Genomic DNA, 21,873 nt, shown 5'->3' on the forward strand with positions numbered 1-21,873 from the left:
TATTATTTTTTATGCATCATTTTGAACCAAGAGGATTACATGTAGTAGAAAAAATTGGACTTCAAAATAAAACAGGCCGGAATTTTCCGGCCTGTTTTTAATACTGTATATTACTCTATTTTAACTGCAACCACTTGTGGAACCGCAGGTATCACACTTCAAACACGTGCCGTTGCGAACCATAGTGAAGTTCTGACATTCCGAGCAACTATCACCCGTATAACCTTGCATCATCGACTTGAGACGACGATCCGCTTCAAGCTTCTTGGCTACATTGGTTGTTTCCGAACGAGCAGATGCTGCGTCAGCGGCTGCTTTATCGGAGAACAGTTCTGTCGCCGCCATATTGCTCTGTTCGGGGGATGGCACTGGCTGCTCTTCAAACTCACGCTTGAATGCCGTCGCACCATCCGTCACCAGACCAACCGTGGCGGGGCGCGTCGAAGACGCTTTCAATGTCGTGACATTGGAAGCCTGCGGCGCAGAGGTTGTAGCACTTTTCGATTCATTGCCGGGCAGGGTGCCAGAAACAGTATTTGACACCAACGTAGGCTTATAGCCGCGTGTCCAGCCGGTAGACAGAAGATTGGTCTTGCCTTCCTGAATGCCTTTGCCGAGCGCCGTATTCGAGAAATCGCTCGTATCGACATGAGCGAGATCATTGCGTCCCAAATAGGAAACAGCCAGTTCGCGGAACACATAGTCGATGATCGACGTGGCTGTCTTGATGGCATCATTACCGATAACCATGCCAGCCGGCTCGAACTTCGTGAAGGTGAAGGCCTCGACGTATTCTTCGAGCGGCACGCCATATTGCAGGCCCAGCGACACGGCGATAGCAAAGTTGTTCATCATTGCACGGAAAGCAGCACCTTCCTTATGCATATCGATAAAGATTTCGCCAAGACGACCATCACCGAATTCACCGGTGCGCAGGTAAACCTTATGACCACCGACGACCGCCTTCTGCGTGTAGCCTTGACGACGGTTTGGCAGCTTGTCACGCTCACGAACGATCTTTTCGATGACCTTTTCGACAACGCGTTCGGTGATCTGCACCGCACGTGCCGCAGCCGGTGCTTCGATCAGCGCTTCAACTGCATCGTCTTCGTCTTCATCATCCGCTATCAGAGATGCATTGAGCGGCTGTGAAAGCTTGGAACCATCACGATAAAGCGCATTGGCCTTGAGCGCCAGCTTCCATGAAAGCAAATAAGCGCTCTTACAATCTTCAACGGTCGCTTCATTTGGCATGTTGATGGTCTTGGAGATCGCACCCGAAATGAATGGCTGCGCCGCAGCCATCATCCAGATATGGCTTTCCACCGAGAGGTAACGTTTTCCGATCTTGCCACAGGCATTGGCACAATCGAACACGGCGTAATGCTCTTCTTTCAGGAAAGGAGCGCCTTCAAGGGTCATCGCACCGCAAACGTGAACATTTGCCGCTTCGATGTCCTTTTTGCTAAAGCCAAGAGCTGGCAGCATTTCAAACGAGAAATCATTGAGCTGCTCATCGGTAAGCTTCAACACGTCCTTGCAGAAATCTTCGCCAAGCGTCCACTTATTGAAAGCGAACTTGATGTCGAACGCACTCTTAAGCGCAGCATTCAGCGTTTCAATCTTCTCATCGTCAAAGCCTTTGGCCTTCAACGTTGAAGGATTAACAGCCGGTGCCTGATTAAGATTGCCATGACCAACAGCATAGGCTTCGATTTCAGCAATCTGGCTTTCCGAGTAGCCAAGGGTGCGCAGCGCTTCTGGAACAGCACGGTTGATGATCTTGAAATAACCACCACCGGCAAGCTTCTTAAACTTCACCAGCGCAAAGTCAGGTTCGATACCGGTCGTATCGCAATCCATCACAAGACCTATCGTGCCGGTTGGCGCAATAACGGTTGCCTGCGCATTGCGGTAGCCGTATTTTTCACCGAGCTCCAGCGCCTTGTCCCATGCAGCGCGGGCGTGGGCAATCATATCCTGATCAGGGCAATCTTCGGCAATCAGACCAACCGGATTAACGGCCAGACCTTCATAACCGGAGTTTTCATTATAAGCTGCGCGACGGTGATTGCGGATAACGCGCAACATGCTTTGAGCATTTGGCTCATAGCTTGGGAAGGCACCGAGTTCTTTCGCCATTTCAGCGGAAGTGGCATAAGAAACACCGGTCATGATTGCAGTCAGCGCACCGCAGATCGCACGACCTTCGTCTGAATCGTAAGGAATGCCGGACGTCATCAACAAGCCGCCAATATTGGCAAAGCCCAGTCCAAGCGTACGATATTCATAGGAGAGGCGCGCTATCTCCTTTGAAGGGAACTGCGCCATCATCACCGAAATTTCGAGAACCATCGTCCACAGACGCGCTGTGTGCTCATAAGCGCTAATGTCGAACGAGCCGTCCTTGTTGCGATAGGTCAGCAAGTTGATCGACGCCAGATTACAAGCCGTGTCATCGAGGAACATATATTCAGAGCACGGATTGGACGCACGGATCGGGCCAGCCGCAGGGCAGGTGTGCCAATCATTCATCGTGGTGTTGAAATGCAAACCCGGATCAGCCGAAGCCCATGCAGCATAGCCGATCTTTTCCCAAAGATCTCGAGCCTTGAGCGTCTTCATCACGCGACCATCGCGACGCGCTGTCAGGTTCCAGTCGCCGTCATTTTCAACAGCGCGCAGGAATTCGTCCTTGAGTGAAACGGAATTGTTCGAATTCTGGCCCGAAACGGTCAGATAGGCTTCCGAATCCCAATCGGTATCATAGGTCTTAAACTCAATGTCGGTATAGCCTTGACGCGCAAACTGAATGACGCGCTTCACATAGTTTTCAGGAACCTGATTCTTCTTCGCCGCCTTGATTTCGCGCTTAAGAACAGGGTTCTTCGATGCATCGAAGCAATCATCATTATCGGCTTCGCAGTTCACGCAAGCCTTCATGATTGCAGTTAGATGCTGCTTGACGATCTTTGAGCCGGTGACGAGAGCAGCAACTTTCTGCTCTTCTTTCACCTTCCAGTCGATATATTCTTCAATATCCGGATGGTCGACATCGACAACCACCATCTTGGCGGCACGACGCGTTGTACCGCCCGACTTGATTGCGCCCGCTGCACGGTCGCCAATCTTGAGGAAGCTCATCAGGCCCGACGACTTGCCACCGCCCGAAAGCTTTTCGCCTGCACCACGCAGATGCGAGAAGTTTGAACCCGTGCCGGAACCATATTTGAACAGACGCGCTTCACGAACCCACAAATCCATGATGCCGCCTTCATTGACGAGATCATCGCCAACCGACTGAATAAAGCAGGCATGTGGCTGCGGATGTTCGTAAGCAGACTTGGATTTGGTCAGCTTGCCGGTCTGCCAGTCAACATAGAAGTGGCCCTGACCAGGACCGTCAATGCCATAAGCCCAATGCAGGCCGGTGTTGAACCATTGCGGGCTGTTTGGCGCCACACGTTGCGTAGCCAACATATAAGCAAGCTCATCGCGGAAAGCGCGAGCGTCTTCTTCCGAGTTGAAATAGCCGCCCTTCCAGCCCCAATAGGTCCATGTGCCGGACAGACGATCAAACACCTGACAAGCATCCATTTCGGAACCGAAGCGCTGTTCTTCGGGCAACTTTGCCAGCGCCTCTTCATCAGGAACCGAACGCCATAGCCATGATGGCACGTCGTTTTCTTCAACTTTTTTCAGATGTGCAGGGACGCCGGCCTTGCGGAAATATTTCTGCGCAAGAATATCGGCTGCAACCTGACTGAATTGCGCAGGGACATTGATGTCCTCAAGGCGAAACACCACCGAGCCATCGGGATTCTTGATCTCACTCGTCGCCGTGCGGAATTCAATCTCCGCATAGGCCGACTGGTTTTCTTTCGTAAAACGGCGTTCGATCTTCATCTGTCCCATCCAAACGTTCTATATATAGTAGCTTGGCTGAAAAATTCAGCCCCGGCGTGCGACCCACGCTATGTGTCTGCTTATTCACTCAAATTGTCCTCAAATTTGCCAGGACAATCATGCTGGAGGAGCAGGCTCCTCCGAGAATTCATTCAGTCGATTTAGATCATGCAAAACCAAATCAACGCTCCAGCCAAAGGCCGTTCTTATTCAAACTTGCGGATAAGGATTTCCTTATCTGGTATGCTATCATGATTACAAATACTAAATCTAGTATTAATGCGACATCAGCGCCAATAAATTCCATTCTGCTTATGTAGCTAAGTTCCTGAATTTCAGACGAAAAAAATCTCGCGCGATACACATCTTTTCGACGTAACGCCCGTTAGTAACTCGACTGATTTGAAGAAAAGGCCTACAGAATCTTTACCCTCGGCCACGCAACTTACGCAACGATGTCGTTATAAAAAACGACTCGCACATGAGCGTCAAGCTTTGGTTTACCATTCGGCCACCAACGCTAGATATTGTGATCACGCCTTGGGGGAGAATGTGGATAACGGGGAGAATGACACTTATGTGAAGGGCAGGGCATTTAATGCAAAGACACATGCCAATTCGCAACACCAGACCTGATTTTAAAAATAAGGAAGCTTACGAGGCCAATTTGCCACCCGCAAAAGCTACTCAGCAGCAATCGCGCTCGGTGAACTATCGAAATCCAGCAAAATACGTTTCAGATCAATTTCATCGACCCGTGCGGCTGCCTCGCGTGGCGAAACCCACTCGCAAACACGCTGCTCGCGTTCCGGCCAGTCTTTTGCGCGCTCGACGTAGTGCAGTGCATAAACGGCGACCGAAAACTGGTTGATGCATTCAGGCGGCAGATCATTTTTGCAATATTCAAAATTGCCAATTGGGCGAGATGAAATCTCGCCACGCACACCGGCTTCTTCGTAAGCCTCGCGTGCAGCGGTTTGAGCAAGTGTGCGGCCAACTTGTGGCCATCCCTTGGGAATGATCCAGCGGCCGGTGCCTCTGCTGGTGATAACGAGGATTTGTAGTTTATCCAACTCATAGCGGTACACGAGCGCTGCAACTTGCTGCAAACGACCAGAAGGCGTCAGAATACGCTTCTCCGTTGCCACAAATTTTTTAGCCAGTGTTTTCACCGTGAAAGTCCCACCATCTTCCATACAGAATGGATTGATTCTCCGAAATGACAATGGGTTTATTTTACAGGCTCCTTAAAATTGAAGGCAAAAAACGCCTTTGTTTTTAAGGATTTACTGAAATTATCGATCACTCCGCTTTAAATTAAAAGCTTAGTGATGCGCCTCCATCTCTTTTCGGCTGACTTTCAATATAGTGTGATTGCGGCAGCTTTACCACCACAATCACCTTTCATTTATTTTCGTTTATCCGCGTTTTCCGCCTGCAATTGGTTCCTGATAGGTGAAACCCATATCCCATGGGAAATAAATCCACGTATCCTGTGAAACTTCGGTCACGAATGTATCGACGAGCGGGCGACCTTTTGGTTTGGCATAAACAGTCGCAAAATGTGCCTTTGGCATCATTTCTCGCACAATAGCTGCGGTTTTGCCGGTATCAGTCAGATCATCGACGACGATCACGCCTTCACCGCCGTTTTCGAGAAGCGGAGCGCTGATTCCCTTAAGAACCTCCATTTCGCCCTGCGATGTGTAATCGTGATAAGATGCAACACAGACCGTTTCGATGAGGCGAATGCCCAGCTCACGACAAACGATTGCCGCCGGAACAAGTCCGCCGCGAGTGATTGCAACAATGGCACGCCATTCTCGATCCATATCTGCAATACGCCAGGCGAGTGCGCGGGCATCACGGTGGAACTGATCCCAGGAAACGGGAAAGGCTTTATCGGGCAACGACATCAAAACGCTCCATGGAAAATCCGAAAATCTCACTCCGGATCTGTCAAACCAAAAAATGCGCGACGACGACTGCCATTCGCGCTGAACTGTCTGGATCTGCGGCTTTCCATTATGCGCGCACAACATTTCAAATGCATGCTGCACAAACCAAGAAAGGCTTTCCGCCCGGCATATTCAGCGCCGGGTGATGCTGATAACCGCAAAAAAGCCTCTCATGCAAGGGCTGTGAGACACCTTATAGCGTATCACACCTCAAAATAAGCGTCGGCCTGCTGGAAACAGGCCAACATTTTAATAAAAAAATCAGCGCGAAAACAGCGTCAATATCGGCAGATCATTGAGCATCGAACGCGTGACGCCCCCGAAAACCAATTCGCGCAGGCGCGAGTGGCTATAAGCACCCATCACGAGAAGATCTGCGCGCTGAGCAATAATATGTTCGCGCAGCACGTCCTGCGCATGACGACTATGTGATTCAAGCGGCGTTAAGTTCGCTTCAATTCCGTGACGTGACAAGGCTTGCGCCAACTCGCTCCCGGCAAGCGCTTCATCTTCGCTTTCACGTTCTGGCGGATCAACCCAGATGACATCTGTGCGGCTCGCGTTTTTCATCAATGGCATGGCGTCGAAAGCTGCGCGCGCGGCCTCCCGCTTGCCATTGAATGCCACCACAATACGATCAATCGCTTCCATCGGCATGATGGGCGTATGTGGCACCAGCAAAACTGGACAGCTCGAATTGAAAACAAGCGTATCGGCGGTTTCATCATTGGTTGCCGGATCGTCAGGGTCAGGTTGACCAGCCACGAGCAGTTCAGCACCAAGGCAAGAGGTCAGAACACCATCCGCAGCCGTTCCTGTTTCGGAGCGGGTTATACGGAATTCATGATGACCGCCCTGACGACGCATTTCTTCTTCAAAAAGCAGTTTCAGGTGCTCGGAGATCTCCTTATGCTGTTTGTCATGCAGTTCGAACATGCCGGGATCGATAAATCCGTTGGGATCAGCATAAACGATAGGAGAGGGTACAGAATAAAGTCCGATAACGTGAATGTCAGGCGTCCTGCGCGTCAACAGCGCAACTGCGGACAAAACCCGCTTTAACTCGGCTTCACTACGGGCATAAGCCACCACCGTCTTATAGGACATATCGGATCTCCTTCCGGCTATTTTTCTATTTAAGTATATAATAACTCAACGTAACAAACAGGCAAAAATCCTAATCTTCTCAAGCAGCTCCCTGCGTTTGCAACGTGATGATCATCGCTTCGATTGCACTCACTGCAAGATCAATCTTCGTCTCATCGCTGCCGCGAACGACAAGCTCCGTACTAAACCTGCCATTTTCGAATTTTGGATAAGAGCCAATAATCGTTTCTGGGTTTTCCTTCTGGATCGCTGTAAGCGGTGCACCGATAACGCCTTCGCCAAAAGGACAGGAAACAGCCTTGGACAAAAGCTTGCGACCGGTTTTAAGCGTCGGCAGAACATTATCGAGCATAGCCTGAAAAACAGACGGTACGCCTGCCATTACATAGACATTGCTGATATGAAAACCGGGCGCTGTCGATACAGGATTATCGATATGGTCCGCGCCTTGCGGCATACGCGCCATCCGCTTGCGCGAATCCGTAAACTCCAGTTCACGTCGGGCATAATTTTCGGCCAGCAGCTTCATCGCCTTATCATCATAGATACAAGGCACATTAAAAGCACGCGACACGGCATCCGCAGTGATGTCGTCATGGGTTGGCCCAATGCCGCCAGAGGTGAACACATAATCATAACCCGGACGCAATGCGTTAAGTGCTGCAACAATCGCATCTTCATCGTCGGGGACTATGCGGACCTCTTTGAGATCAATGCCGGCTGCGGTCAAAACATCGGCCAGATGACCAATATTCTTGTCTTTCGTACGTCCTGAGAGAAGTTCATCGCCAATAGCAAGCATTGCGGCTGTTACAGCCTGCTGCGGGGTATTCGTCATGCCCAGACTCCATTCGATCTGCGCATAGTTAATCCCCGGCAGATGAAAGCTGCAACTGATTTTCTATATTTTTCAAACTGGAGGCCCCGCATATGATCATTCAGTTTTACAATAACTTACATTCCTCCAAATCGTTGCGAGCTATTTATTGAATAATTTCCACTGTCAGCAAAACCAGTTGTTACAAGCGTTCAAAACAGCTTGAATTTGTTTTACAAATCATGACATAGAAAATCACAAGCTGCGGTCGTGGCGAAATTGGTATACGCAACGGACTTAAAATCCGTCGCCTTTTAGGCTTGCGGGTTCAAGTCCCGCCGACCGCACCACCTATTCCATTGTGGATTAAACCTTACAGATTTAATCATGTTTGGCGTTTCAAGCTTGTTTGCAGCTTTAAAGCCATGTAGCCATGCGCAGATATTGTTATGGATGCAGAAAGCTTACCAATGACCGCCTTCGTTAAAGCCGTAGTTCAAGCTGAAACTGCAATGCGTGCGCTGTTTCCAGAAACGCCGTTGCAGCTCAATGACTATCTTTCACGAAAATATGGCGCGGAAATCTGGCTTAAGCGCGAAGACCTGACCCCTGTTCGTTCTTATAAAATACGCGGCGCATTCAACTTCATTTCGCGCGCAGTCAAAACCGCTGAAGAAAATGCAGTGTTCGTCTGCGCTTCCGCTGGCAATCACGCGCAGGGTTTTGCTTTTGCTTGCAGGCATTTTGGCCGCAAGGGAATAGTGTTCATGCCTGTGACGACGCCACAGCAGAAAATCGACAAAACCCGTGCTTTTGGTGCCGAATACATCGAAATCAAACTTATCGGCGACATTTTCGATACCTGCTATGCCGCTTCGCAAGAATATGCGCAAGCCCATGAAGGCGTGATGGTGCCACCATTCGACCATGCTGGTATCATCGAAGGACAGGCGAGCGTAGCGCTGGAAATCGAACGCCAGCTACCAGACAATAAGAAGCCAGATTTTGTTTTCCTGCCAGTCGGCGGCGGTGGCCTTTCGGCAGGTGTCACACAATATTTTGGCGCACTTGGCTGGAAAACGGCCTATCGCTTTGTTGAGCCGCAAGGTGCCGCAAGCCTCAAGGGTAGCCTTGAAGCGGGCAAGCGGATCAAACTTTCCCAAGTGGATAATTTCGTCGATGGTGCGGCCGTTGCTGAAATCGGCAAAGAAAACTTCAAGCTTCTCAAAGGCTTCAACAAAAACATTGTGATCACGGTTCCGGAAAACCGCCTGTGCTCAACCATGGTCGAAATGCTGAATATCGAAGGCGTGGTGCTTGAACCTGCCGGTGCACTTGGCATTGATGCACTCAAGAATTTCAAGAAAAGCGAACTCAAAGGCAAGCGCATCGTCATTGTGGTGTCGGGCGGCAATTTCGATTTCGAACGTCTGCCAGACGTGAAAGAACGTGCCCTTCGCTATGAAGGCCTAAAGAAGTATTTCATCTTCCGCTTCCCGCAGCGCCCGGGCGCGCTTCGATCGTTCCTTGATCTGCTTGGGCCGGAAGATGACGTCGCACGCTTTGAATACCTTAAAAAATCCGCGCGTAATTTCGGTTCTGTGCTGATTGGTATCGAAACCAGAAATGCTGCCAATTTCAAAATTTTGGAAAAGAAATTCGCTGAAGCGGGCTGGGCTTATCAGGATATAACTGACAATCAGGTACTTGCAGATTTCATTATCTGATCGCGCATCAACCAAAAAACGTTTGCATTTTTGCGCAAAACAGACCATATGGCCCTTTAGGCGCATGGACTGAACAATTTCAGTCTTCCCGGAATCGGACTTGTTGCGTCTCGCCTCTTGCAGTCAGAATGGTCTGATAGCAGGGGAGACCCGACTGGTTTCGGGCACGGCAGCGCAAGTCGACCGGAGTTTTCCGGCGTCCCGTCGTATCATCAAAAAGCTATTGTTCGGCAAGTTGCGCTTGTCCGAAGTTTTAGAGCGGACCACGATTGTGTGGTGCCGCCGAAAGAGATTGAATTGACTACTGAAAACACAGGCGGCTTTGCTGCTCTTGGTATTACAGGCGTTCTGCTTAAAGGCGTTGAAGCCGCTGGCATGACCGAGCCAAAGCCCATTCAGACGCAAGCCATTCCGCATCAGCTGGAAGGCCGCGACATTCTTGGTATTGCGCAGACCGGCTCCGGCAAGACGGCTGCATTCAGCCTGCCAATTTTGCAGAAAATCATTGCACTTGGTGACAAGCGCAAGGGCAAGACTGCGCGAGCGCTGATCCTCGCGCCAACCCGCGAACTCGCTGTACAGATCGAAGAAACAATCCGCGTTGTTGCCAAACAGGCGCATATTTCGACGGCACTGGTTCTTGGTGGCGTTTCGCGTCTGAGCCAGATTAAGCGTATGCAGGGCGGCGTTGACGTACTTATCGCAACTCCTGGTCGTTTGACCGATCTGGTGCGTGAAAACTGCGTAGATCTGTCAGAAACCCGTTGGCTGGTTCTCGATGAAGCTGACCGTATGCTCGATATGGGCTTCATCAACGATGTGAAGCGCATCGCTAAAGGCACACACAAGAATCGCCAGACTGCTCTTTTCTCGGCAACCATGCCTAAGGAAATCGCAGCCCTTGCACAGACACTGCTGCGTGATCCTATCCGGGTCGAAGTTGCGCCACAGGGTACAACTGCTGCGGAAATCACGCAGGTCGTGCATCCGGTTCCAACAAAAGACAAGCGCCGTCTGCTTTCTGGTCTGCTGGCTGACAAGGGCATGAAATCGGTTATCGTCTTCACCCGCACCAAGCATGGCGCAGATGCTGTTGTTCGTCATCTCGAACGCGATGGCTTTGATGTTGCTGCAATCCATGGCAACAAATCGCAAAATGCCCGTCAGCGCGCGCTGAACGGCTTCCGCGATGGCACGCTTCGTATTCTGGTCGCAACCGACATCGCCGCCCGCGGCATTGACGTTCCGGGCATCAGCCATGTCGTCAATTACGATCTGCCAGATGAGCCGGAAACCTATGTGCACCGTATTGGCCGCACTGGCCGTAACGGCGCAAGTGGCGCTTCAATCACACTATATGATGCAGCTACGGAAGATACGAAACTACGTGCAGTTGAACGTGTTACCCGTACGAAGCTGACTATTAAGGAAGCACCTGTTAAACTTGCTCCGGCACCTGCAGCAAAGTTTGATGACGCTGATAAGCCAGAGCGCAGCCGTAAGCCCGGTTCGCATGGTGTGCCGCAGAAGCATCGCCGTCCGGCAAATAAAATGGCTAAGTCATCTGGCGAACATCGCGCAAATCCAGCGCCCAAGCCTGCAAGTGGTGACGCTGCTGCACAGCCAAAGCGTCCATTCCATCGCAAGCGTCGTCCAGGCAACGGCGGCGGTCAACGCGCTGCATAAACGCTCGATAAAAGAATAATAAAAAGCCAATCTGATCTAATCAGATTGGCTTTTTATATGCGGTTTTTTCGTTGAAGCCTGAATACAGAGTTTGCACTTACGCTTTCACGGGGAAAATTATTCCGAACTTGCTTGAAGAGCATTGTGCTTCAACATAGTTTCCTCTCAACTAAGGGATGGAGACCATGCTCGACTCGGCACTAGACGCAATCGGCAATACGCCACTGATCCGTTTAAAGAAGGCTTCCGAAATCACCGGTTGCGAAATCTATGGCAAAGCCGAGTTTCTCAATCCCGGCCAGTCGGTCAAGGACCGTGCCGCGCTCTATATTATCCGCGATGCGGAAAAACGCGGCCTGTTAAAACCGGGCGGCGTTATCGTCGAAGGCACAGCGGGAAACACCGGCATTGGCCTCACATTTGTTGCCAAGGTGCTCGGCTATCGTACTGTGATCGTTATTCCTGAAACGCAAAGTCAGGAAAAGAAAGACACTCTTCGTCTGCTTGGCGCGGAATTGATTGAAGTGCCTGCTGCACCTTATCGCAATCCCAACAATTATGTGCGTCTGTCAGGCCGTTTGGCCGAGCAACTCGCAAAGACCGAACCCAATGGCGTAATCTGGGCCAATCAGTTCGACAATGTCGCTAATCGTCTATCGCATATTGAAACAACGGCGCAGGAAATCTGGCGTGATACCAATGGCAAGGTCGATGGCTTCGTTTCGGCGGTAGGCTCGGGCGGCACGCTCGCGGGTACAGCTTTTGGCCTTAAGGACAACAATGCAAATATCAAGATTGCATTGGCCGATCCGCATGGCGCAGCACTGCATTCTTTTTACACCACGGGCGAGTTGAAGGCCGAGGGCGATTCCATCACCGAAGGCATCGGGCAGGGACGTATCACCGCCAATCTCGAAGGTTTTACACCAGACTTTTCCTATCAGGTGCCAGACGCCGAAGCACTCGATATTGTTTTTAATCTTGTGCAAGAGGAGGGGCTTTGCCTCGGCGGTTCATCCGGCATCAATATTGCGGGTGCGATCCGCCTTGCAAAAGATCTCGGTCCGGGCCACACCATCGTGACGGTGCTGTGCGACTATGGTAATCGTTATCAATCCAAGCTGTTCAATCCAGCTTTCCTGCGCGGCAAGTATCTGCCAGTACCGGGCTGGTTGGAACAGAAAACCGACATACACATACCTTACGAGGGATAATCATGGCATACGAGACTGAAGCTCTTTTCCGCGAAGATGCATATCTTAAAAGCGCGGAGGGTTCAGTCCTTGCCTTGACGGAATCCGGCGGAATCATTCTCGATCAAACCAATTTCTACGCTACTTCCGGCGGACAGCCGGGAGATACGGGTTATTTTGAACGTCCCGACGGTTCACGCATCCAGATTGCTGCAACCGTTACCGGCGAGAGCAAAAGCGAAATCATCCATATTCCAGCCGAAGGGGAGGGCTTGCCTGATATTGGTGAAAAGCTGGTTTTGCATATCAACTGGGAACGTCGCCTTAAACTCATGCGAATGCATACGGCCTGCCATCTGCTTTCGGTCGCCTGTCCGTTCCCGATCACTGGGGCTGCCGTCGGTGAAGAGGAAAGCCGCGTTGACTTCGACCTGCCGGATGCAAGCTACACCAAAGAATTTGTCACAGAAAAGCTGATGGCAATGGTCAATGCCAATGAGCCGGTCAGCTTGCACTGGATAACCGACGAGGAATTTCTCGCCAATCCCGACATTGTCAAATCAAAAAATGTGCGCCCGCCGGTGGGAGCAGGCCGCCTTCGTCTGGTGGTGATTGGTGAAAATGGCTCGGTAGATTCGCAACCTTGCGGCGGCACACACGTTTCTCAAACGCAGGAAGTGGGTGAAATCCACATCGGCAAGATCGAAAAGAAGGGCAAGGAAAACCGCCGCTTCCGCATTCGATTTGGCAACGCACCGCAAGCTTGAGAATTTCAGGAGCAATCATGTCCGATAAAAGCGCATTTGTTATCTCCCGCGATGATCTGAAAGCCCGACTAGGCGAGCCGGGTTTGGCGATTGTCGACGCTTCCTGGTATTTGCCCACAGCCGGTCGCAATGGACGCGACGAATATGATGCAGCACATATTCCCGGTTCTGTATTTTTCGATCAGGATTTGATCGCAGATAAGGATTCCGGTCTGCCACATACTTTGCCATCGCCGGAGTTTTTTGCACGCCATGTCGGTGCTATGGGCATCACAGTTGACGAAACGGTGGTTGTCTATGACGGCCCCGGCATGTTTTCAGCGCCGCGTGTATGGTGGATGTTCCGCGTCATGGGCGTGAAAAACGTTCTGGTTCTTGATGGCGGTTTCGACAATTGGAAATCCTCCAATTTACTGGTCACCGATGAAATAACCAAGATCGCACCATCCCTTTTCACGCCGTCATTTAACGAAGCCAAAGTCGTCGACTTTAACGAGATGAGTAAGGTCGTAGGCGAACACAGCTCGCAGATTGCCGATGCGCGTGCCGCTGGCCGTTTCACTGGTCGCGATGCAGAACCACGCGAAGGAATGCGCTCTGGTCATATGCCGGGTGCGCGCAATGTGCCGGTCGGAACTCTATCTGAAAATGGCGCGCTGAAAAATCTCGACAGCCTACGTGAGATATTCGCTAACGCAGGCGTCGATCTCAACAAGCCTGTTATCACAAGTTGCGGTTCTGGCGTGACGGCTGCGGTCATCACGCTTGCTCTGACTTCCCTTGGTCATGAAGACAATCGGCTTTATGATGGCTCATGGAGCGAATGGGGCAGCAGACAGGACACGCCGGTTGTAACAGGCGAAGCAGAATAACATGGCTGAAAAGCTTACCGCCAGAGTGACACATCTGGAGATGACAGCGAGACCGTCGCTGTCAGTTCCGGTTCCGTCTGGTTTGCGCCTTGCAATCATGCGTTCGACGCAAATGCCGGTGCATTTTTATCGCTACCTTTATGAACAGGTTGGACGCCAGCACCATTGGATGATGCGACGTGTGCAAAGCGATGAAGAAGTGACGCGGGCAATCCATGCCGAAACCACGGAAATTCACGTTCTTTATGTTGATGGAAATCCGGCAGGACTTTTAGAGATCAATCTAGCCTACATGCCTGAAACGTCAGAAATTCTCTATTTTGGTTTGATGCCAGACTATCAGGGGCGGGGACTGGGGAAATTCTTTCTGAACGAAGCGATTTCAACCGCATGGTCACACGATCCACAAAAAGTGGCTATTCACACCAACACGCTCGATAGTCCGCGTGCACTGCAACTTTATCAGAGGATGGGCTTTGAGCCGGTTGGCTGGTCAGAAGAAGAGGTCATACCTTGGGAATAAGCTAGACCGGTTCTCTTAAACGGAACGGTCAGGACCGCTCTTATCTATTTATTTTTGCGCATTATCCAACGCAAAACCGCAACGCACTTTTGCTGAAAATGCTTTACCCTCGTGCAACTTCTCGTCCATTGGTGATCGAAACCACGGACGCGCTCGTAATACGACCGCTTTCTTCATCAAAGACCACACAATTGCGACCACGTTGCTTCGCCATATAAAGGCAGCGATCAGCGCGGCTTAACACCTGCGAATTCGTCTCGTTCTTCGGCGCAGACGCAACCCCGATGCTGATTGTCAGCGGATAAATCTGATATTCCGTTGCATGAAACGGGGTGTTTTCAACTTCTGAACGTATTCTTTGCGCAACCCGCATACCAGTTTCACCGGTTGCGCCAGGAAGAAACACGCAAAACTCCTCGCCACCAATACGGCCAACGAGATCACCCTTGCGCGTTACATTCTGCAGCGCAAATGCGATAAGCTTGAGTGCACGATCACCCACGCTATGCCCGAATGTGTCATTAATTGCTTTAAAATGATCCGCATCGATGACGAGAAGCGTTCCATTTTCAATACGCGAACGGCTGATTTTCATTGCATCGAAAAGTGCTTCACGGTTGAGTAGCCCAGTCATGTGATCAACGCGTGAGCGAGCTTGAAGCTCAATATGCGCCTTTTCAAGCTGCGCATATGCATCCTGAAGCTTGCTGTGATGATAAAAAATGTAAACGAGAGAAGGAAAGGCTGTAACTGTCGGGATACCGGCACTGAGACTAATAGCGGAGGGACCAGGCAGCGAGCCGGAGAAGAATCCAACGACGAAACTGGTTCCCAAGGAAAACAGGACGACACACAACGTTATCAACGCTGCTTTCCATAAAACCGTCTTCATACCTATGAAATCCCCCAACCCTACGAAGATATTTTAGGTGTCTGTTGCTGAACCCTCTATGAACAGACATGATCGTAGGCGCACAACCCGAAAACTGTAAAACACCTATGCAGGGGAACCAGTCAATTCGACTAATTTCTGTTTCCACTGCCATCAGATAAGTCATGCGCTAGAATAAATATCCGAGCGCAACCCTGCCAGTAAGGACAAAATGCGATCTCAGGGGCCTTATAAAAGGAGCGACTTAACGATGAAAGCTATGTTCCCGCATCAATGCAATTTTTTATATATGTGTGCCATTAACGACACAATCTAGAGTAGTGCAACATGAATATATTACTGATAGATTTAGCTTAAGACAACAATCTTTAAAAGAAATGACATTTGCTGTAATTTTTCACATTTATAGCACGTGCGATTTCAATTAAATCATAAGATGCACTCCAAATAGCTTTTTTACACGCATTGTACGCGGAAAAGCGTTCCGCAGTTTCAAGATGCGCTCCAAAATAAAAAAAACAGGGTCGCCTTTTGGGCGACCCTGTTTTTTGAAGTTAGATAAGCCTTAAAACTAGAAGACTGCCAGATATTTAAGAAGCGAAATGATACCAATAATGATGACAATAACCTGAGCAATTTGCTTCACTTTGCTATCAAGCGGCAGCATATTGATGAGGTAAAGAACGAGGAAGATAACCAGAATTGTTATCAGAAGACTAATGAGGATGGACATAGGCAGTCGGACCCTTCCCGGAACGGCTGTTTAACTCATTCGGCGGCTGTTCCATAGCTTTGCCGAAAGGAGCATTATAAAAATGGGAAGTGTGGCTCGTTACCGAGCTTGAAACTGTCCCCGATCCCATCATCTTTGGTTGTAAAGATGATATGCCGGTTAACGTTCCAATCAGAATAAGGTTCCCATAAATTCAACATAAAATCGGCGACTTACGTCGCCAATAAAAAATATGTTCGGCTAATTTTGCATAGAACCTGTCTGCTTGCGCCGGCTGTGCCAGCTAAATGCTTCTTCAAGCAGGTGAGGGGTGTGGCCACCTCTTGCGCATGAGCGCTCAAAATAATCGTTAAGCTGATCGCGATAATCCGGATGAGCGCAATTGTTGATGATCAGCTTTGCCCGTTCGCGCGGCGCAAGCCCGCGCAAATCCGCCAGACCTTGTTCCGTTACAAGAATATCAACGTCGTGCTCAGTATGATCGACATGCGTCACCATCGGCACAATAGACGATATAGCACCATTCTTTGCTTCGGATTTGCTGACGAATATCGAAATATAAGCATTACGTGCAAAATCACCGGAACCGCCAATGCCATTCATCATGTGCGTGCCATCGACATGGGTCGAATTTACGTTGCCGTAAATATCGAACTCAAGCGCGGTATTGATACCAATAATACCAAGGCGGCGGATAACTTCAGGGTGGTTGCTGATTTCTTGCGGACGCAAAATCAGCTTGTCACGATAACGATCGATATTAGTGAAGACGCGCTCACCACATGCAGGGCTTAGTGTGAGGGATGAGCCGGAGGCGTAGTCAAGCTTACCAGCATCGAACAGATCAAAGGTACTATCTTGCAGCACTTCGCTATACATCCGCAGATTATGGAACGGACTGTCGGCAAAACCATTCAGAACGGCATTAGCGATAGTTCCAATACCAGCCTGTAAGGGATTAAGCGTCAGATCAAGACGGCCTGTCTCAACTTCATGCAAAAGAAACTGGATAAGATGTGAGGCAATGGCAACCGTTTCGCCGTCGGCTGGCTCCACAGTCGATGCGCTGTCATTTTCATGCGTTATGACAATACCGGCAATTTTCTCCGGCGGAATAGGAATATAGGGCAGGCCGACGCGACTATCACAAGCCGTCACCGGAATGGGATCGCGGGAAGGGCGTTTGGTTGGAATATAAACATCATGCAACCCCTCAAGCGCCAGCGGCTGATTAAGATTGACCTCAACAATGACTTTTTCAGCTAGAATCGCAAAGCTTGCAGAATTGCCAATAGAGGTTGTTGGAATTATCCCGCCATTTTCCGTAATCGCCAAAGCTTCAACGACTGCATAATTAATGGGGCCAATCTGGTTGGAACGCAATTGCTCAACCGTCTCAGACAGATGCTGGTCAATAAACATAACTTCACCACGATTGATGGCAGCTCGCAAAGTTCGGTCCACCTGAAACGGCATGCGACGCGCAAGCACATGCGCTTCGGTCAGCAACTTATCGACATCATGTCCAAGCGAAGCACCGGTAATCAGCGTAATCTGAAAAGGATCGTTGAGCGCACGCGCAGCCATTGCGAGCGGAACGGCCTTGGCATCACCGGCGCGCGTAAAGCCGCTCATACCAATGATCATACCATCTTTTATCAGGCTTGCAGCTTGTTCCGCAGTGATGATCTTATCACGCAGAGACGTGTTCCTGATACGTGCTTCCAACATGCAATCTACCTTCCTTGCAGAACATTGTTCTCGGGTCTGGCTAAAGTAATTACATCGTAGAATGGCATCGGGGAAATGATTTCAATCAAACAAAATCACGAGTTCTTGAATAGAGAATAGCTCTTTGCATCGCAAAGATTCCGATATAAATCTGACCTAGCAGGCACTGTCCTTCTTTCACTCACACTGAAGCGTTTTTTCGAACAGGCACCGTCTTGTTGGCGATTTCAGCTTCTCAAACAGAGGTTATGCGATGAACAATATCGCTGATGTGATCGATCACGGACTGCCGTAGCTCATCATACCGGATCAGCTTACGTTGCTTCGAACGCCGCTCGCGGGATTTCTGCTCGGCAATCGTGCAGTAATAGCCGTTTAAATCCTTGATCTCATCATCGTGAAACTGATTGCGCTTGAGTTCACGAAAAATGGTCGAGCGGTGCCTTCCAAGCTTCTCAGCAATAACGTCAACGGAGAGCTTTGCGGTGCGCCAGCGTGCTATTCTGCGGCGTTCATCCAGATCAATATGCGCGTAGGTGCGTTCCATGACAGGTTCCTTGCATTGGATAACTCATTGTTATCATTTGCAAGTCGCACTTCAAACTAGAATCCACCCCCCGTTATACAGGTCGATCACATAATATGGATTATGGAACCTAAGACTCCGTTTTATATCGCGAAACCCCGCTCAGTGGCGTTTCGCAATATAAAGATGGCCTGGTACTGGCGCGCCTTGTTCGCTGCGAACGATAATATCTTCGCAGCGAACACAATCCATTCCGTGCTCAGACAAAAGCGAGCGAACATAAGACTGCGCATGGGCAAAGCGCTGGAAATCGCCAACCATGAAATCGCGACCGGTAAAACGTTCGTCGCTTTGCGTTTCACTGGAAAAACCAAAATATCCGCCTGATTTGAGATGCGCAGCGACACCTGCAAAAAATGCTTCGAGTTGGCCCATATAAGGCAACACATCGGTTGCGACGATCAAATCCCAGGCATTTTCCTTCGTACCTTCGAGAAACTTGACGGCTTCGCCTACAAAAAGCGCATCATAATCGCCTTTTTCATAAGCCACTTCGATCATATTTTCGGATATGTCGACGCCCGTCTTGTGATCGGCCATATCATCAAGCGCATCGGCAGAAAGTCCTGTGCCGCAGCCAAGGTCCAGCATCCTTTCCACTTGAAACCCATCATCCATTTCAAGAAGCATTTCACGTAACTGCAACGGAACATCATAGCCAAGTTGATCGACAAGGATGGTGTCGAACAGTTCTGCATGTTGGTCAAACAACGTCGACACATAGGCATCAGGAGCCTTTGGAGGAACTGAACCGCGTCCCATACTCGCCAGACGCACCGCCGCGCCACCATGATCATCGGGATCGATGCGCAACACGTCCTCATAAGCTTTGGCGGCTGCATCAAGATCGCCAGATTTTTCGAGCGAAAGTGCAAGATTATAGGCCTCTGCAAGCGCTTCCTGATCAAAAGTCTCTTTGTTCTTGTCCGCCATAAAACTTGCCTTTCCTGACACGACCGAGAGCATAATTCCCTGCACTTGGATCAGTGTAAGGAATTATGCTTTTATAATAAAGCCTTAGCGCAATTTTGGTGCATCAGATAAAGCACGCGGCTCTCTAAGAGAAATTCTCTGTAGAGTTTCTTTTACGGCATGACAAGCAAACTACAAAAAAGATAGTGAGCGCCAGCCCCCTACTTCGCAGCCGCTGTTTTAGCCGTCGCTGAGCCGGGCTTATGGTCCGCAAGCCTGCGCGCAATAACAGCGCAAGCCATAAGCTGTATCTGATGGAACAGCATCAGCGGCAATACGATACTTCCCACATCAGCGCCCATGAAAATCGCACTGGCCATAGGCGCACCACTGGCAAGGCTCTTTTTGGAGCCGCAGAACATGATGGTGATCCGGTCTGCATGATTGAAACCAAGCCATTTACTGCCGTACCAGGTGGCAAGCATCACGATAATTAGAAGCAAGATGTTAACGCCAATCATTACGCCAAGATCGTTCCACGAGACCGTGTTCCACAGGCCTTGGACAACAGCTTCACTAAACGCAAGATAAACGACCATGAGGATGGAACCACGATCAACAAGGCCAAGTGATTTGTTGTGGCGGCGCATGAAATTGCCGATCCATGGCTGAAGAATCTGACCAAGAACAAAAGGTGCAAGCAATTGCAGCAAAATTGATTCAAGCGCATCGACGGAAATTCCACCACCGCCTTTGACAGCGAAAAGCAATCCGACAAGCAATGGCGTCAGAAACATACCGAAAATATTTGATGCTGACGCAGAAACAATGGCGGCCGACACGTTGCCACCAGCCATTGATGTAAAGGCTATGGAAGATTGCACGGTCGAGGGCAGAACGCAGAGATAGAGAATGCCGAGGTAAAATGGAGATTGCGCAAGTCCCGGAATTGTCCAGCCAGCAACAAGCCCCAGCATAGGAAACAACACAAACGTCGCGCTGGCAACTGCTAGATGCAGTTTCCAATGAGTGACGCCGGCAACAACCGCTTCACGCGACAGGCGCGCACCATGCAGGAAGAACAAAAGCCCGACTGCAATCTTCGTCGCAATGGCAAACCAATCGGCGAAATCGCCCTGCACTGGAAGAAATGATGCAAGCAAAATCGTTGCGATCAACATGCAGGTGAATTTATCGGGCAGAAAACGCATTCTCTCGTCAGTCCTTTAGTGCATCCATTTGAAAGCCCAAATCCAAACTGGTCGGAGAGCTTTCACACTCGGAAATTATCTCCAGCTTGTAATAGACCGATCAAAAACAGGCACAATACCAAAGGACAGGCTTGAGTGCAGATCCGATCACTTTTGCGGGAAATTGCAACATCATTTCACCAACGCGAACGACTTTGAGAACTCAACCCACATTGTATCCGTCAGGATTCTTCGATTGCCAGTTCCACATGTCTTCACACATCTCGCGCAAATCCTTCTTGGCAGTCCAACCAAGAAAATCCCGTGCGAACGCTGGATCGGCATAGCACTCTGCAACATCGCCAGGACGACGCGGTGAAAGCTCATACTTGATCTCGCGATTGGAAACATGCTCGAATGCCTTTACCACATCGAGAACGCTATAGCCCTGCCCGGTTCCTAGATTGACCGAGAAACATGCTGGTTCATCGAGTTTCTTGAGCGCCTTGAGATGTCCGGCAGCAAGATCAACCACATGAATATAATCACGTACGCCAGTACCATCGGGCGTTGCATAATCATTGCCCCAGACATTGAGCTTCTCACGGCGACCTGTCGCGACCTGCGCGATGATCGGCATCAAATTATTCGGAATCCCCTTGGGGTCTTCGCCGATCAAACCGCTTTCATGCGCACCAACTGGATTGAAATAACGCAAGATTGCGATTTTCCAGCTCTTATCGCTGTTATAAAGATCACGCAGCATCTCTTCGATAATAAGCTTTGTCCGTCCATAGGGATTGGTCGCAGACAAGGGCTGATCTTCGGTAATCGGCAATTTTTCCGGGTCACCATAAACCGTCGCCGACGAACTAAAAACAAGCGTCTTCACGCCTGTGGCTTCCATTGCCTGCAACAGACGCAACGTACCCACCACATTACAATCATAATAATGGAGCGGCATTTCATTCGATTCGCCAACAGCCTTGAGACCTGCAAAATGAATGACGGCTGTGCATTTATGGCGTCGGATAATTTGTTCCAGCAGCGCACGGTCGCGAATATCGCCCGGCTCACGGATAGGCGCACGACCGGTAATTCTCTCCACGCGATGGAGCGATTCCGGGCTGCTATTATCGAAATTATCGACCACGACAACGTCATGGCCAGCCTCAATCAACTGCACACACGTATGCGAACCAATATATCCGGCACCACCAGTTACAAGAATCGTCATTCTTTAAATACCTGCTTGTTGAACATATCGCCCCAA

The 21,873-nt window shown here is 50.0% G+C and carries 16 protein-coding genes, 1 tRNA gene and 2 pseudogenes; 7 read left to right on the top strand and 12 right to left on the bottom strand.

What is annotated here, in order from left to right:
• Nucleotides 1-120: 120 nt before the first annotated feature.
• The 5 genes from CEV31_RS11570 to CEV31_RS11590 all read right to left on the bottom strand — a co-directional run bounded on the left by CEV31_RS11570 (nucleotide 121) and on the right by CEV31_RS11590 (nucleotide 7,809).
• Entirely contained in the window at nucleotides 121-3,906 is a 3,786-nt protein-coding gene (locus CEV31_RS11570; protein ID WP_094507350.1) for a vitamin B12-dependent ribonucleotide reductase, read from the bottom strand.
• A gap of 683 nt (nucleotides 3,907-4,589) precedes the next feature.
• Nucleotides 4,590-5,078 (bottom strand): NUDIX hydrolase, encoded by a 489-nt coding sequence (locus CEV31_RS11575; RefSeq protein WP_094507351.1) that lies wholly within the window; start codon nucleotides 5,076-5,078, stop codon nucleotides 4,590-4,592.
• A 246-nt stretch (nucleotides 5,079-5,324) separates the two neighbouring features.
• The gene (gene gpt, locus CEV31_RS11580) at nucleotides 5,325-5,822 is read right to left on the bottom strand and encodes a xanthine phosphoribosyltransferase (protein WP_094507177.1); all 498 of its coding nucleotides are present in this window, start codon (nucleotides 5,820-5,822) and stop codon (nucleotides 5,325-5,327) included.
• A 303-nt stretch (nucleotides 5,823-6,125) separates the two neighbouring features.
• Entirely contained in the window at nucleotides 6,126-6,971 is an 846-nt protein-coding gene (locus CEV31_RS11585; protein ID WP_094507178.1) for a universal stress protein, read from the bottom strand.
• A gap of 79 nt (nucleotides 6,972-7,050) precedes the next feature.
• Nucleotides 7,051-7,809, bottom strand: coding sequence for a competence/damage-inducible protein A (locus tag CEV31_RS11590; protein WP_094507179.1), 759 nt, complete (start codon nucleotides 7,807-7,809; stop codon nucleotides 7,051-7,053).
• A 243-nt stretch (nucleotides 7,810-8,052) separates the two neighbouring features.
• Here CEV31_RS11590 and CEV31_RS11595 point away from each other — a divergent pair.
• From CEV31_RS11595 to CEV31_RS11625, 7 genes and pseudogenes are all read left to right on the top strand, one after another.
• Nucleotides 8,053-8,138: transfer RNA gene (locus tag CEV31_RS11595), tRNA-Leu, on the top strand.
• A 120-nt stretch (nucleotides 8,139-8,258) separates the two neighbouring features.
• Nucleotides 8,259-9,515: a threonine ammonia-lyase IlvA gene (gene ilvA, locus CEV31_RS11600; RefSeq protein WP_094507352.1), complete on the top strand. Its 1,257-nt coding sequence runs from the start codon at nucleotides 8,259-8,261 to the stop codon at nucleotides 9,513-9,515.
• A 69-nt stretch (nucleotides 9,516-9,584) separates the two neighbouring features.
• A pseudogene (locus tag CEV31_RS11605) lies at nucleotides 9,585-11,201 on the top strand (DEAD/DEAH box helicase).
• A gap of 185 nt (nucleotides 11,202-11,386) precedes the next feature.
• Nucleotides 11,387-12,415: a cysteine synthase A gene (locus CEV31_RS11610; RefSeq protein ID WP_094507354.1), complete on the top strand. Its 1,029-nt coding sequence runs from the start codon at nucleotides 11,387-11,389 to the stop codon at nucleotides 12,413-12,415.
• A gap of 2 nt (nucleotides 12,416-12,417) precedes the next feature.
• Nucleotides 12,418-13,161, top strand: coding sequence for an alanyl-tRNA editing protein (locus CEV31_RS11615; protein WP_094507180.1), 744 nt, complete (start codon nucleotides 12,418-12,420; stop codon nucleotides 13,159-13,161).
• A gap of 17 nt (nucleotides 13,162-13,178) precedes the next feature.
• The gene (gene sseA / locus CEV31_RS11620; RefSeq protein WP_094507181.1) at nucleotides 13,179-14,033 is read left to right on the top strand and encodes a 3-mercaptopyruvate sulfurtransferase; all 855 of its coding nucleotides are present in this window, start codon (nucleotides 13,179-13,181) and stop codon (nucleotides 14,031-14,033) included.
• A gap of 1 nt (nucleotide 14,034) precedes the next feature.
• Nucleotides 14,035-14,556, top strand: a complete 522-nt coding sequence (locus CEV31_RS11625; RefSeq protein ID WP_094507182.1) for a GNAT family N-acetyltransferase — start codon at nucleotides 14,035-14,037, stop codon at nucleotides 14,554-14,556.
• Between the two features lie 103 nt (nucleotides 14,557-14,659).
• Here the strand turns inward: CEV31_RS11625 and CEV31_RS11630 are convergent, their stop codons facing one another.
• From CEV31_RS11630 to galE, 7 genes and pseudogenes are all read right to left on the bottom strand, one after another.
• Nucleotides 14,660-15,448 carry a GGDEF domain-containing protein gene (locus CEV31_RS11630; protein WP_094507183.1) on the bottom strand — a complete coding sequence of 263 codons (789 nt, stop codon included), beginning with the start codon at nucleotides 15,446-15,448 and terminating at the stop codon, nucleotides 14,660-14,662.
• A gap of 571 nt (nucleotides 15,449-16,019) precedes the next feature.
• Complete coding sequence (locus CEV31_RS11635; protein WP_094507184.1) at nucleotides 16,020-16,181, bottom strand: Thivi_2564 family membrane protein; 162 nt, start codon at nucleotides 16,179-16,181, stop codon at nucleotides 16,020-16,022.
• 240 nt (nucleotides 16,182-16,421) lie between these two features.
• Nucleotides 16,422-17,912 (bottom strand): acetyl-CoA hydrolase/transferase family protein, encoded by a 1,491-nt coding sequence (locus CEV31_RS11640; protein ID WP_094507185.1) that lies wholly within the window; start codon nucleotides 17,910-17,912, stop codon nucleotides 16,422-16,424.
• A gap of 268 nt (nucleotides 17,913-18,180) precedes the next feature.
• A pseudogene (locus tag CEV31_RS11645) lies at nucleotides 18,181-18,459 on the bottom strand (helix-turn-helix domain-containing protein); the annotation flags it as partial.
• Between the two features lie 141 nt (nucleotides 18,460-18,600).
• Nucleotides 18,601-19,431 (bottom strand): class I SAM-dependent DNA methyltransferase, encoded by an 831-nt coding sequence (locus CEV31_RS11650; RefSeq protein WP_094507355.1) that lies wholly within the window; start codon nucleotides 19,429-19,431, stop codon nucleotides 18,601-18,603.
• Between the two features lie 200 nt (nucleotides 19,432-19,631).
• Nucleotides 19,632-20,621, bottom strand: a complete 990-nt coding sequence (locus tag CEV31_RS11655) for a bile acid:sodium symporter family protein (RefSeq protein ID WP_094507186.1) — start codon at nucleotides 20,619-20,621, stop codon at nucleotides 19,632-19,634.
• A gap of 202 nt (nucleotides 20,622-20,823) precedes the next feature.
• Nucleotides 20,824-21,837, bottom strand: a complete 1,014-nt coding sequence (gene galE, locus CEV31_RS11660; RefSeq protein ID WP_094507187.1) for a UDP-glucose 4-epimerase GalE — start codon at nucleotides 21,835-21,837, stop codon at nucleotides 20,824-20,826.
• Between the last annotated feature and the right edge of the window lie 36 nt (nucleotides 21,838-21,873).

The sequence above is a fragment of the Brucella thiophenivorans genome, from assembly GCF_002252445.1.
GTDB lineage: Bacteria > Pseudomonadota > Alphaproteobacteria > Rhizobiales > Rhizobiaceae > Brucella > Brucella thiophenivorans.

Excerpts from the sequence above, each read along its gene's own strand:
- CEV31_RS11570 (WP_094507350.1), bottom strand. The coding sequence starts at position 3,906 with ATGAAGATCGAACGCCGTTTTACGAAAGAAAACCAGTCGGCCTATGCG.
- gpt (WP_094507177.1), bottom strand. The coding sequence starts at position 5,822 with ATGTCGTTGCCCGATAAAGCCTTTCCCGTTTCCTGGGATCAGTTCCAC.
- CEV31_RS11585 (WP_094507178.1), bottom strand. The coding sequence starts at position 6,971 with ATGTCCTATAAGACGGTGGTGGCTTATGCCCGTAGTGAAGCCGAGTTA.
- CEV31_RS11590 (WP_094507179.1), bottom strand. The coding sequence starts at position 7,809 with ATGACGAATACCCCGCAGCAGGCTGTAACAGCCGCAATGCTTGCTATT.
- ilvA (WP_094507352.1), top strand. The coding sequence starts at position 8,259 with ATGACCGCCTTCGTTAAAGCCGTAGTTCAAGCTGAAACTGCAATGCGT.
- CEV31_RS11610 (WP_094507354.1), top strand. The coding sequence starts at position 11,387 with ATGCTCGACTCGGCACTAGACGCAATCGGCAATACGCCACTGATCCGT.
- CEV31_RS11615 (WP_094507180.1), top strand. The coding sequence starts at position 12,418 with ATGGCATACGAGACTGAAGCTCTTTTCCGCGAAGATGCATATCTTAAA.
- sseA (WP_094507181.1), top strand. The coding sequence starts at position 13,179 with ATGTCCGATAAAAGCGCATTTGTTATCTCCCGCGATGATCTGAAAGCC.
- CEV31_RS11625 (WP_094507182.1), top strand. The coding sequence starts at position 14,035 with ATGGCTGAAAAGCTTACCGCCAGAGTGACACATCTGGAGATGACAGCG.
- CEV31_RS11630 (WP_094507183.1), bottom strand. The coding sequence starts at position 15,448 with ATGAAGACGGTTTTATGGAAAGCAGCGTTGATAACGTTGTGTGTCGTC.
- CEV31_RS11635 (WP_094507184.1), bottom strand. The coding sequence starts at position 16,181 with ATGTCCATCCTCATTAGTCTTCTGATAACAATTCTGGTTATCTTCCTC.
- CEV31_RS11640 (WP_094507185.1), bottom strand. The coding sequence starts at position 17,912 with ATGTTGGAAGCACGTATCAGGAACACGTCTCTGCGTGATAAGATCATC.
- CEV31_RS11650 (WP_094507355.1), bottom strand. The coding sequence starts at position 19,431 with ATGGCGGACAAGAACAAAGAGACTTTTGATCAGGAAGCGCTTGCAGAG.
- CEV31_RS11655 (WP_094507186.1), bottom strand. The coding sequence starts at position 20,621 with ATGCGTTTTCTGCCCGATAAATTCACCTGCATGTTGATCGCAACGATT.
- galE (WP_094507187.1), bottom strand. The coding sequence starts at position 21,837 with ATGACGATTCTTGTAACTGGTGGTGCCGGATATATTGGTTCGCATACG.